General features: G+C 61.9%; 10 protein-coding genes. 3 read left to right on the top strand and 7 right to left on the bottom strand.

What is annotated here, in order from left to right; translation table 11 throughout:
* The first annotated feature begins 129 nt into the window (after positions 1-129).
* Both ACMQ11_RS11205 and ACMQ11_RS11200 read left to right on the top strand, forming a co-directional pair.
* On the top strand, positions 130-999 hold the full coding sequence (locus ACMQ11_RS11205; protein ID WP_418992859.1) for a hypothetical protein: 870 nt from the start codon (positions 130-132) through the stop codon (positions 997-999).
* Positions 1,000-1,066: 67 nt separating this feature from the next.
* A complete protein-coding gene (locus ACMQ11_RS11200; protein WP_418992858.1) occupies positions 1,067-2,461 on the top strand; it encodes a Gfo/Idh/MocA family protein in 1,395 nt (464 codons plus the stop codon).
* A 166-nt stretch (positions 2,462-2,627) separates the two neighbouring features.
* Here the strand turns inward: ACMQ11_RS11200 and ACMQ11_RS11195 are convergent, their stop codons facing one another.
* Positions 2,628-3,587 carry a UDP-glucuronic acid decarboxylase family protein gene (locus ACMQ11_RS11195; RefSeq protein ID WP_418992857.1) on the bottom strand — a complete coding sequence of 320 codons (960 nt, stop codon included), beginning with the start codon at positions 3,585-3,587 and terminating at the stop codon, positions 2,628-2,630.
* A 95-nt stretch (positions 3,588-3,682) separates the two neighbouring features.
* On the opposite strand from ACMQ11_RS11195, the gene ACMQ11_RS11190 reads away from it, so the two are divergent.
* Positions 3,683-4,750 (top strand): endonuclease/exonuclease/phosphatase family protein, encoded by a 1,068-nt coding sequence (locus ACMQ11_RS11190; RefSeq protein ID WP_418992856.1) that lies wholly within the window; start codon positions 3,683-3,685, stop codon positions 4,748-4,750.
* A 295-nt stretch (positions 4,751-5,045) separates the two neighbouring features.
* Here ACMQ11_RS11190 and ACMQ11_RS11185 read toward each other — a convergent pair whose 3' ends face one another.
* From ACMQ11_RS11185 to ACMQ11_RS11160, 6 genes are all read right to left on the bottom strand, one after another.
* A complete protein-coding gene (locus tag ACMQ11_RS11185; protein ID WP_418992855.1) occupies positions 5,046-6,200 on the bottom strand; it encodes a response regulator in 1,155 nt (384 codons plus the stop codon).
* Positions 6,201-6,262: 62 nt separating this feature from the next.
* Positions 6,263-7,435 (bottom strand): glycosyltransferase family 2 protein, encoded by a 1,173-nt coding sequence (locus ACMQ11_RS11180; RefSeq protein WP_418992854.1) that lies wholly within the window; start codon positions 7,433-7,435, stop codon positions 6,263-6,265.
* Entirely contained in the window at positions 7,432-8,913 is a 1,482-nt protein-coding gene (locus tag ACMQ11_RS11175) for a lipopolysaccharide biosynthesis protein (protein ID WP_418992853.1), read from the bottom strand. The genes ACMQ11_RS11180 and ACMQ11_RS11175 overlap by 4 nt, the downstream gene beginning before the upstream one ends.
* Positions 8,906-9,838, bottom strand: coding sequence for a glycosyltransferase family 2 protein (locus ACMQ11_RS11170; RefSeq protein WP_418992852.1), 933 nt, complete (start codon positions 9,836-9,838; stop codon positions 8,906-8,908). Before ACMQ11_RS11170 ends, ACMQ11_RS11175 begins: the two co-directional genes overlap by 8 nt.
* A 2-nt stretch (positions 9,839-9,840) precedes the next feature.
* Positions 9,841-10,440 (bottom strand): acyltransferase, encoded by a 600-nt coding sequence (locus tag ACMQ11_RS11165; RefSeq protein WP_418992851.1) that lies wholly within the window; start codon positions 10,438-10,440, stop codon positions 9,841-9,843.
* A gap of 12 nt (positions 10,441-10,452) precedes the next feature.
* A complete protein-coding gene (locus ACMQ11_RS11160) occupies positions 10,453-11,574 on the bottom strand; it encodes a glycosyltransferase (protein WP_418992850.1) in 1,122 nt (373 codons plus the stop codon).
* Positions 11,575-11,584 lie beyond the last annotated feature (10 nt).

Below are 11,584 nucleotides of genomic sequence, written 5' to 3'. Positions count from 1 at the left end.
ATTTTAACGAGGGCAAAAATAGGGAAAAGCGTGCAAACTTTCCCATTTTTTCTTACTTTTGTTATTCCAAAAAATTGGAAATGCAGGATTGTCCTGCCGTTCCCTGCTGTTTCATTCATTTCTGTTTCCATGATTCTTCTGCATAATCTGCGCGCCGCCATCATCGGATCCCTCTTTTACGGAGTTCGGGCTTACGAAAAATCGCTTCGGCGGAGCGCAAGTCCCGTGGCGCGTTATTTTCGGGAGAAACGGGTCGGACTCTTCACCAACTCCGCCCAGGCCGAGCTGCTCGCAATGTCCACATCGCTCTACCGGGAGATTTGCAGGCCCATCGTCATTCCGGGCCGCACCTCGAAAGGGAAAAGTTTTTACGGCTACGCCTGTTTCGACCGCATGCTCCGCTCGCGCCTCGTGCGCTGCCGCTTCGACTACCTGGTCTACGTCGACGAGGACTGCTTCCTTGCCGATGCCGAAGCGCTGCTGGGTGTGGTGAAGCATTTCGTCGAGAACGACTACGGCTTCTGCGGCATGCCCGACGGGGGCGTGTGTCGAGTCCGCCGTCACAATCCGGTGGCCATCAACCCGTTCTTCTCGATCTTCAACCTGCGGCAGATCGCCCGCGTATACGACCAACAGGAGGTGCGCCGCACCGTGTTCGACGATTCGCTCCGGCGATTCACGCCCACGTCGCTGCTGCACGCCGCGCACGGCGTACCCGCGGACCCCCCCCCGGCCGAACAGCCGCTGGCCTACGATGATTTCGAACCCTACTATCGAATCTTCTTCTACCTTTTACGGATGGGGTTGAAGCCCCTCTACCTCGATGCCGACACCTCGCCTCTCGATCCGACGGGGATCACGACCTGTCTGATGGACCATCGGGGCCGGGCGCTGTGCCACCACACCTGGTATGCGCGCCATTTCGCCACTGATCCCGTGCAGCGCGCACGGATCGAGGGGGTTTTCGAAAGCGTGCGTGCGGCCGCCGCAAAAGGGTGATTTTTTCGGCGGGGGAAGCGCAGGAATATTCCGGGAATTCCCTATATTTGTAAAAATACCCTTGCTTATGAAACTATTTGCTCGCTTCTTGTGCGCCGTGGCGGTGGCTGCGTGCTGCGGCTGCTCGAACGAAGGCTGGACGACGGTCGACGGCGTGATCGTCTTCGACACTCCGGCGCGTGCCGCCGGGCAGCACTCGGTGCTGCGGTTGCAGACCGAACCGCTGGACACCGTCCGCGTGGGATTCATCGGCCTGGGCATGCGCGGTCCCGGGGCGGTCGAACGCTTCACCTACCTCGACGGGGTCGAGATCAATGCCCTGTGCGACCTACTGCCCGAACGGGTCGCTTCGTCGCAGCAAATTCTCGCGCACCGCGGGTTTCCCGAGGCTGCCGCATACAGCGGCGAGGAGGGGTGGCGCGAGCTGTGCGAGCGGGACGACATAGACCTGGTCTACATCTGCACCCCGTGGCAGCAGCATGTCGAGATGGCGGTCTACGCCATGGAGTGCGGCAAGCATGTGGCGCTCGAAGTGCCCGCGGCCACGTCGCTCGCGGAGTGCTGGCAGCTGGTCGACACAGCCGAGAGGACCCGCCGCCACTGCATGATGCTCGAAAACTGCGTCTACGACTTTTTCGAACTGACGACGCTCAACATGGCCCGCCACGGGTTGTTCGGCGAGATTCTGCACGTCGAGGGTGCGTATATCCACAACCTCGAACCGTTCTGGGACCACTACCAGGGTAACTGGCGGCTCGATTTCAACCAGTCCCACCGCGGCGACGTATACGCCACGCACGGCCTGGGTCCCGCGTGCCAGCTGCTCGACATCCACCGCGGGGACCGCATGCGCTACCTGGTGGCGATGGACACCCCCTCGGTCAACGGGTTGGCAATTGCCCGCGAGAAGATGGGGGCCGAAACGTTCGCCAACGGCGACCACACGCTGACGCTCATCAAAACCGAGCGGGGCCGCACCATCCACCTCCAGCACAACGTCTATACCCCGCGGCCGTACAGCCGCATGTACCAGTTGACCGGCACCGAGGGCTTCGCCGACAAGTATCCCGTCGAGGGGTATGCGTTCCGGCCCGAGCAGCTCTCCGGGGAGGAGATTCCCGACCACGAGAACCTCTCGGCCCACGGCTTCGTGCCCGAGACGGTCAAGAAAGCGCTCATGGAGCGCTACAAGCACCCGATCGTGCTGGAAATCGAGGAGAAAGCCCGCGAGGTGGGCGGCCACGGGGGCATGGATTTCATCATGGACTACCGGCTCGTCTACTGCCTGCAACACGGCCTGCCGCTCGATATGGACGTCTACGACGCCGCGGAGTGGTCCGCGATGGGGGCGCTGACGGCCATGTCGCTCCGGCATAACAGCGCCCCGGTCGCCGTGCCCGATTTCACGCGCGGCGACTGGAACAAGGTGGACGGTTTCCACCACGCCATGCTGGTCCGCTGAGTCGCGCGGCCGGGCAAAGAGAAGCGGACGGAGAATGGCTCCCGTCCGCTTTTTTTCGTGTTCCGTCCATTTCCGATAAGCCGGTTTCCCGGCACCGCACTGTACGGGCTTCGCTCTGCCCAACCGGCTCCCGGCTCCGCGACTGTCGGCGAGGCAGAGCGTCGTCTCAGCGCCGGACCCCGCCCCGCGAGAGCACCTCCTCGAAATAGGCGATGGTCTTCCGGAGCCCCTCGCGCAACTGGATCGCCGGCTCCCAGCCTCCGAGCATGTTGCGGGCCAGCGTGATGTCGGGTTTGCGCTGCTGCGGGTCGTCCGACGGGAGCGGCATGTGTACGATCCGCGATTTCGACCCCGTGAGCGCGATCACCTCCCGGGCCAGTTCGGCGATGGTGAACTCGTTGGGATTGCCGATATTGACCGGTCCCGTGAAATCGTCGGGAGTCGTGTTCATCATGCGGATCATGCCTTCGACAAGGTCGTCGATGTACTGGAACGAACGGGTCTGCTCGCCGTCGCCGTAGATCGTAATCTCCCTGCCCCGGAGCGCCTGCACGATGAAATTCGAGACCACGCGCCCGTCGTTGATGTCCATCTTGGGTCCGTAGGTGTTGAAGATGCGGATGATCTTCACCCGGACGCCGTGCTGGCGGTAGTAGCTCATGAAGAGCGATTCGGCGCAGCGCTTGCCCTCGTCGTAGCACGAGCGCAGCCCGAGCGGATTGACATGACCCCAGTACTCCTCCCGCTGGGGGTGGACGAGCGGGTCGCCGTAGACCTCCGAGGTGGAGGCTTGCAGAATTTTGGCCCGGTTGTATTTGGCCATGCCGAGCATGTTGATGGCCCCCAGCACAGATGTCTGCGTGGTCTTGATCGGATCGTGCTGGTAGTAGATCGGCGAGGCCGGACAGGCCAGGTTGTAGATCTCCTCGACCTCGGCCATGTAGGGGTAGACGATGTCGTGACGGATCACCTCGAAGTTGGGATGTGACAGCAGGTGCCGGATGTTGCTCTTGTGCCCGGTGAAATAGTTGTCCAGGCAGATCACGTCGTTGCCTTCCGAGAGGAGCCGTTCGCAGAGATGGGAGCCGATGAACCCGGCGCCGCCGGAAATCAGAATTCGCTTCATGGGCGATGAATGTGTGTTTTGAACTACAAATTTAAACTATTTCTTTCGAAACGCACTATATTTGTACCTTATAAATTCACTGAAAAGAATAAAACATGGGTCGTAAAGCCGTTTCCTGTCTCCTGCACGTACTTGGCGTGATTTTCACGGCCTTGCTGCTCGCTGCCGCCGTGGTGAGCTGGCGGGCCTCCTACGTGTCGCCCGAGCGGGGCGATTTCTGGGCTTCGATCGCGTTGCTGATGCCCGTGATCCTGCTGGTGAACCTCGCGGCGATGATCTGGTGGCTGGCCCGCCGCCGGTGGGGTGTGGCCATGATGCCGCTGGCGGCCCTGGTGCTCAACATGGGTTATGTCTCGTCCATGATCCAGCTTCCCGATATTCGGGTCGGGGAAAAGGGGAGCGATCTGAAAGTCGGAACGCTCAATGTCAATGGATTCCGCCGCCTGAGCCGCCTGGCCCCCTCGGCTCGGGCCATCGCACGTCTTGCCCGCCGGGAGGAGATCGATGTGCTCTGCATGCAGGAGTTCGTCGAAGAGGGGGCTTACCCGGCCGACAGCATCGCCGCGCTCTTCGCCCCCGAAATGCCCTATTTCGTGCGCCGGAACGGGCAGGCTCTTGTCAGCCGCTATCCGATTCTCGATTCTTATTACGGCTCTTTTCCCGATACCGACAACGACTACATGTGGGCCGATCTGGCCGTGGGGGACGACACGGTGCGCATCTTTTCGGTGCATTTGCAAACCTCGGGCGTCTCGGCGCTCCGGCGCCGTTTCCGCAAGGACTACAACCGCGATGCTCCCGTGGACCGGGTAATGGGGGAGGTCGAGCGCAACAGCAAGATACGGGCCCGGCAGGTGGACGAGATACGGAGTGCGGCCGATAAGACCCGCTGGCCGGTCGTTGTGGCCGGAGATTTCAACGACACGCCCTCGTCCTACTCCTACCGCAAGCTCAAGGGCGATCTGAGGGACGGCTTTCGGGCTGCCGGAAACGGCTACGGCGGCACGTTCCGCTATCTGGGCGGCTTGCTGCGCATCGACTATATCTTCTACGACAACGACCGCTTTCAGGGGGTGCGTTACTACATGCCGCGCGACGATGTGAGCGACCACAAAATGGTCGTTGCGGAGCTGCGGCTGCGCGACGAAATTCAAAATTCATGATTCAGAATTCGAAAGAAAAAAGATGCCCGGGAGCGCTGAACCGATTGAAAAGCACCCGAACCGGCCGGCGCCCATAAAACGGGCGTCTTACGCCCGCGGCAGATTCTTTGCTGACGTTACGAATAGCATGAATAACGGCAGACCGTCATGCTCCCTCGCGTCGCTCGTGCTCCGTCGGGATGACAGATACCATTCGACTTTTCACCTTTCACCTTTCACCCGCTTTCAGCGGGTTGACTTTGCTCTCGCTCGGCATAGCCCGCAAGCGGTCTCTGCACTCGCTTACCCGCAAAGTTCACCTTTCACCTTGGTTGACCTCCCGGTTCTCTTTGGCTATGGTGAAAGTGAATGTCGATCCCTCGCCCTCGGTCGATTCGACCGTCAGCTCCCCGCCGTTGCGGCGCGTGAGGTCCATGCAGAGTTGCAGCCCCAGCCCCGAGCCCTCCTCGTTGCGGGTGCCGTAGGTGGTGAAATGCACCTCGGGGTTGAGCAGTTTCGGCAGGTTTTCTTCGCTTATGCCGATGCCGTAGTCGCGGACCGAGACGGCGGCGTGCGTCGGCGTTTCGCGTACCGAGATGAGGATGCGGCCGCCCTCGTCGCTGTATTTGACGGCGTTGGACATGAGGTTGCGCATGATGGTCTTGACCATGTCCACGTCGCAGCGCACGCGGATCGGGCCGGGAATGTCGTACTCCACGCGGATGTTCTTGACCTGCGCCACCATGTCCGACATTTTGCTGGCGAAGAGCACCACCTCCGAAATGTCCACCTCCTGAAAGACCGTATTCATGCGGCCGATCTGGCTCTTGGTCCATTTGAGCAGGTTGTCCAGCAGCATGAACGTGCTCTCGGTAATGTCGTTTCCCATGGTGAGCATCTCGAAATTCTCGTCGCCGATCTCCTCTTTCGAAAGGCTCATCGAGAGCATGTTGAAGACCATTTTGAGCGTGCCGATCGGCGAGCGCAGGTCGTGGGCGATCACCGAGTACATCTTGTCGCGCGCCTCGACCGTGGCCTGCAATTCGTCGCGCTGTGCGGTGATGGTCCGCTGGGCCGCCGCCAGGTAGATGTGGTGCGCCACGCGCGTGATGAGCTCCTCGTGGTTGAAAGGCTTGGAAACGTAGTCGCTCGCGCCCAGTTTGAATCCCTTGACGATGTCCTCGGGGTTGTGCAGGGCCGTGAGGAAGATCACCGGAATGTCAGCGGTCGCGGGGTCGGCCTTGAGCCGGCGGAGCACCTCGTAACCGTCCATGTCGGGCATCATGATGTCCAGCAGAATGAGGTCGGGGCTCTCCGAGGCGACCTTTTCGAGCGCTTCGGTGCCGCCCGTAGCCGTGATGATCTTGTACTTGGCACGACTCAGCACGGCTTTCAGCAGCATGATGTTGGTGGTAATATCATCGACCGCGAGGATGGTGTAGTCCTCGGGCCTCAGGGCGATATTTTTCATGGCGGTCAGCTCTTTACGTTTTGCAAATCTAACGATTTTTTCCGCGTTTTCCAAACGGTTTCTCAGGCGCGCCGCGCTTTCTCCCAGGCGCCGCGTCCGCGGTGCTTAGCCAGGTAGCGGGCGCCGCGGAAGACGTTGAGGTTCATGAAGAGAAAATAGTAGGGGACGCTCATGAGGCCTCCGCTGCGGCCCCGGCGCTCCCGCAGCCATCCCGCGAGGGCCGCTCCGTAGAAGAGAATTTGCAGGGCGAACAGTACGGCGTAGAGCACCGGGTGACGGGACCACAGGAGTGCTAAGTTGAGCGGCAAAAGCGCCGCGAGCGCCACAGGGGTCACGGTCCAGCGCAGCGCACGGTGCGAGACGTACTGGAACGTGAGCAGCCCGTGCCCGAAAGGATTCAGGAGCCGGCGCAGCCGCCATACCGATTGCAGCCCGCCGGCCGCGATGCGCTGCTTGCGCTTCTGCTCCTCGCCCATGTCGGCCGAGGGGCTCTCCAGGGCGTAGGCCGCGCGGCAGTAGGCGATCCGGTAGCCCCGCGCGGAGATGCGCATCGAGCAGACGAAATCGTCGAGCAGCGTATCTTCGGGCAGCACCTCGAACAGCTCGCGCCGGACGGCGTACAGTTCGCCCGCGGCGCCCACGGCGGTGTTGAGCCGGTCGTCCAGCTCCTTGAGCTTCGATTCGTAGCGCCAGTAGACTCCCTCGGTCGCTGCGGCTCCCGCTCCCGCGGCAGCCGTCACGCGCTTCTCTCCGGCCACGCACCCCACCCGGGGATCGTCGAACGCCCGGACGATTTCGCGCACGGCTGCGGGGTTGAGCATCGTGTTGGCGTCGGTGAAGACCACCAGCGGCGTCGTGATATGCTCCATGGCGCGGTTGAGCGCAGCGGTCTTGCCGCCGCGCCGTGCGTCGTGCAGCACCCTGATCTCGGGGTAGGCGCCCAGCAGTTCGACGGTGCGGTCGGTCGAGCCGTCGGTCACCCATACCACCTCGAGCCGCCCGGCGGGGTACTCCAGCGCCCGGCAGTTGGCCATCTTTTCGGCCACGACCTTCTGTTCGTTGTAGGCCGCGATGAGCAGCGTCACCTCGGGTGTCTGCGGCGGGCGTTCCGCGTTTTTGCGCGGACACAGGGTCTCTCGGATTTTTACCATGCCCCACAAGAGGATGCCGTACCCGAGGTAGGTGTAAAAGACCAGAGCCACTGCGGCCCAGAAAAGAATCGCAAGCTTAGTCATAGGACATTCGGATTATCGGAGTTCGGTTTTTTACGTGACAGCATGCTGCCGGTCAATTCGCGCAGGTCGTACACGCCCCGTCCCTGCACGTAGAGGACCCAGACTGCGGCGGCTGCGGCGCCTTTTGCGGCCAGCGAGACAAGGAGGGGCATCGGCGGCAGCAGCCACTCCACTGCGGCGAGCGGCAATGAGAGCAAAGCCGCGAGCAGCAGCGGCGAAAGGAATGTCCGCCAGAAAGGCCGCATCGGCGCATGCAGCGTGCGCCGGAACAGCAGCACGTAGCACAGCACGAAATTCAACGCGAACGAGGTGCAGATGCACCAGGCGACGGCTTCGATGGTGCCGAAAGCGAAGATGCCCGTCGAGATCGCCGCGACGTTGAGCGCGGCGGTGATGACCCCGCACACGAAGAGCATCCGCGTGGCGTTGGCCGCCTGGAAGATGGCCCCCGAGGTCGAGAGGACGATCTGAATGCCCACCGAGAGAGTAAGGATGCGGAACACCGGCACCGAGGGCATCCACTGGTCGCCGAAGATCACCAGCACCAGTTCGCGGGCCGTGAACCACAGCACCACCGAGAGCGGCAGACCGATGAATGCCAACAGGCGGATCACCTTGAGGTAGTTGTCGGCGAGCTTTCTCAGGTCGTGCTGCATCTCCGAGAAGACGGGGTGCATGACCGGCGAGACGACGTAGGTGATGTTTTGCAGCGGGAGCATCATCAGGCGGTACGACTTGTCGTAGTAGCCCAGTTCGGAGAGGCTCATGTAGCGACCCATCAGCAGTTTGTCGAGGTTGCGGCTGAAATAGTTTATCAACTGGAAGCCGAACTGGTAGGCCGAGAACGAAAAGACCTTTCGAAGAGCCGCACGCCGGGGGCGCAGCCGCAAGCGCAGGGGGTATGCGCGCAGGTTGACGATCAGAAGCAGCAGGCTCGACAGCACGGGATTGATCGTCAGGGCGTAGATGCCCGCTCCGGCATAGGCGGCCGCGATGGCCGTCGTGCCGCCCAGCACCTGCACCGAGAGGGACCGCACGGCCGCGAAGCGGAAGCGCTTGTCGCGCAGCACCAGCGCGTTGGGTGTGATGTTGGCCGAAGCGAAAAAGAGGTTCAGCGCGAGGATGCGGCAGATGTTCCTCAGCGTCTGGGAGTCGTCGTAGAACGAGGCGATGAGCCCCGAGGCGGCGAAGAAGAGCAGGGCCATGACGGCTCCCGACCAGACCGTAAGCGAGAAGATGCTGCCCAGGTCGCGGCGGCTGAGCGTCTTGTGCTGGATGACCGCCGGTCCGATGCCCAGGTCGCTGAAGATGGCGAAAAAGGCGATGATCACCGTGGCGATGTTCACCACGCCGAACTCCTCGGGGGTGAACAGACGCGCCAGCACGCCCGAGACCGCGAGCGTGACGACGATACCCGTATACTTGGCGACGGAGGTGTAGAATACTCCGGAAATCAGCTCTTTGCGGACGTTACTCATGGTTCGGTTCCTCTTCCAGCCAGCGCGGGCCGGGTTGTGCGTCGCGGCGGCGGCTGGCGGCCACCTCGCGGCGGCGGCGCCACAGATCGCCGTAGGCGCGCCCGATTTGCCGGGCCTCCTCCGAGCGTCCCGCTGCCAGCAGCCAGGGCACTTTCGCCAGCAGCCGCAGCTGCACAACGGCCGTGCGTCGCGTCGCCTGCCAGGGCGTGTAGCGCGGATCGGCGTATGTCATCAACAGGTAGCGCCCGACCCAGGCCGTTTGCAGCGGCTTTTTCGTGCCCTGCCGGTCGTGGCAGATCGCGGCGTCGGGAACCACGCGGATCGTCAGGGCGTGGTGCAGCACCCGGTGGCAATAGTTGTCGTCCTCGCCGTAGTGGGCGAAGATCGGGTCGAAACCGCCCACCGTCTCGATGGTCCGCCGGGGCAGCAGCCACGCCGCGGCGTTGACGAACTGTACGTCGCGCGGCGTGGTGAAAGCCGCCAGCAACTCCCTGTCGCCCCCTGTCGCCTCTTTGCCGAAGACGTATTTGCGGAATGCCCGGTCCATCTTCTCGCCGGTCCCGTCTAAGTGCACGGGGCTGAGGATGCCGCACGCCGGGTCCTCGGCCGCGAGTAGCCGCGCCACGGTGTCGGGGAAGAGCCAGGCGTCCTGGTTGAGCAGCAGGAAATGGTCGGCACCCCGCTCGCGGGCGTAGCGGATGCCCAGGTTGTTGGCGCGCCCGAAGCCGAGGTTTTCGCCCGAACGGATCTGATGTACCTCGGGAAAGCGCTCGGCGATCCGCTCCGCCGTGCCGTCCGTCGAGGCGTTGTCCACCACCACCGTGCGCAGCGGCACGGAGGAGTTTCTCAGCGACCCGAAGCACGCATCCACCCACCGCAGGCCGTTGTAGGTGACGATGACGACGTATATGACCGGGACAGCCATGTTTACGGTTTAACCCACTCCTTGCGCTCGAAATCATATCGACGCAGGATGCGCGCCGGGTTGCCTCCAACGACCGAGTAGGGCGGAACGGACTTGGTGACCACGCTGCCCGCGGCGACGATGCAGTGCGTACCGATGGTGATGCCCTGGTTGATGCAGGAGTTGCCGCCGATCCAGACGTCGTCCTCGACGACGGTCCGGTTGGGTGTGACCCCTTGCAGGGCGATGGGTTTGTCCACCTCGGTGTAGTTGTGTGTCAGGCCGGTTACCTGCGCGCCGCTGCCGATGATGACGTGCTTGCCCAGCGTGACCGGACCGACCAGCTTGACGCGGGAGGTTACCTGGGAGTAATCGCCGATCAGGATGTCTCCCATGCCGTTATTGAGGATGGCGTAATCTTCGACGATGCAGCGATAGCCAAGCACGCATTTTTTCGAAGGAATGATGTCCAGCCGTGCTTTGCGCCGGATGATGGTGCCGCGCCCCCGCTTGATGACCAAGGGAATCACGAAAATGCGTGCCCACAGCCGCGGACGGGCCGAATAGGGATGGATGAGCAGGTAAAGCAGAAACTTTTTGAGCTTGGGTTTGCTGTCGAGCATGGTTGCTGTGTTTTAGTTGAATAAGCGATCGAGTACTTTTTTCATCTGGTTGGTCCAGGATAATTCGGCGATCGAACCGCGGATTTGCTTCGGCGTAAGTCGCACTTGGTCGCTGAATGCGATCAGATCGGCGGTCCGGACCGGGGTTTCGTCGGCAGGAACTTTCAGGACATAGGGTTTGTCGTCGAAATCCGAATCGTTTTCGGAGTAGACGAACGGAATGCCCCGGGCGGCATATTCCCGGTTCTTGAGGGTTTTTATGTCGGTGATGTGGCTGCGGTGGCGTCCCAGACTGGCCACCCCCATGTCCGCAAGGTCGAAAACCCGGTCGAGCGCTTCGCCGTACTGGGGCCCGTGGAAGATCACTTTTTCCTGCAATCCGTACTCCGCGACCATTTGCTGCAACCTTTCCAGCGTGCCGTCTGTGCCGTAGCCGACGATGTGGAAGCGCACCTCGACCTCCTGCGGCGAGGCGTAGTAGCCGGCCATTCCCCGGATCACGCGGTCGAAGCCGTGCCAGAAATGCAACTCCGCGACGCCGATGAGATTGAATTCGTTTGCCGGGCGCTGCCGGGTTGCTCGTACGGGAATTTTGTCGAAATCGATGCCGTTCGAGATCGGGATGGTCGGTGCCCCGAATATCCGGGGCACGTTGGCGTAGGTAACAATGTAATCGAGGTGTGCGGCCTGGCTCGTGCGGCAAAGTTTGTCCACCTGAAGCCGCGCCTTGTTCTTGCGCGACGAGGCTTTGAACTCCCCGTCGTAGGGGTAGGTGGGTATCTCGTAGACGACCTTTGCACCGCCTCGTTTCAGACGGCGGACCATGGCGACGGTGTAGGGGTTGCAGTTGTTCGCGCCGCGGATGTAGACCAGACCGATGCCCTCGCGCAACGCGTAATCCGTTACGGCACGGTAGCGGATGCGCTTCTGAATCTTTCCGGCAATGCTGTTCGGGTAGGTCTCCAGTTCGCCGTCGTCGATCATGCGCGTGTGCGATCCGTCGGGGTTGTAGCGCAGGTAGCACAGGTGCGTTTCGACACCGTTCCGGCGGAGCGCCTCCACCTGGCTGCGTATCTTTTTGGTGATGCCGTTGTGTTCGGAAAAACCGTGAAATGTCAGAAAAAGAGCTTTCATATTGTGATTC

It is taken from the genome of Alistipes sp. (genome assembly GCF_048465575.1).
Lineage (GTDB): Bacteria > Bacteroidota > Bacteroidia > Bacteroidales > Rikenellaceae > Alistipes.
This window is presented reverse-complemented; position numbering and strand designations above follow the sequence as displayed.

Bases quoted from the DNA above. Each gene is read 5' to 3' on its own strand.
- ACMQ11_RS11205 (WP_418992859.1), top strand. From the start codon at position 130: ATGATTCTTCTGCATAATCTGCGCGCCGCCATCATCGGATCCCTCTTT.
- ACMQ11_RS11200 (WP_418992858.1), top strand. From the start codon at position 1,067: ATGAAACTATTTGCTCGCTTCTTGTGCGCCGTGGCGGTGGCTGCGTGC.
- ACMQ11_RS11195 (WP_418992857.1), bottom strand. From the start codon at position 3,587: ATGAAGCGAATTCTGATTTCCGGCGGCGCCGGGTTCATCGGCTCCCAT.
- ACMQ11_RS11190 (WP_418992856.1), top strand. From the start codon at position 3,683: ATGGGTCGTAAAGCCGTTTCCTGTCTCCTGCACGTACTTGGCGTGATT.
- ACMQ11_RS11185 (WP_418992855.1), bottom strand. From the start codon at position 6,200: ATGAAAAATATCGCCCTGAGGCCCGAGGACTACACCATCCTCGCGGTC.
- ACMQ11_RS11180 (WP_418992854.1), bottom strand. From the start codon at position 7,435: ATGACTAAGCTTGCGATTCTTTTCTGGGCCGCAGTGGCTCTGGTCTTT.
- ACMQ11_RS11175 (WP_418992853.1), bottom strand. From the start codon at position 8,913: ATGAGTAACGTCCGCAAAGAGCTGATTTCCGGAGTATTCTACACCTCC.
- ACMQ11_RS11170 (WP_418992852.1), bottom strand. From the start codon at position 9,838: ATGGCTGTCCCGGTCATATACGTCGTCATCGTCACCTACAACGGCCTG.
- ACMQ11_RS11165 (WP_418992851.1), bottom strand. From the start codon at position 10,440: ATGCTCGACAGCAAACCCAAGCTCAAAAAGTTTCTGCTTTACCTGCTC.
- ACMQ11_RS11160 (WP_418992850.1), bottom strand. From the start codon at position 11,574: ATGAAAGCTCTTTTTCTGACATTTCACGGTTTTTCCGAACACAACGGC.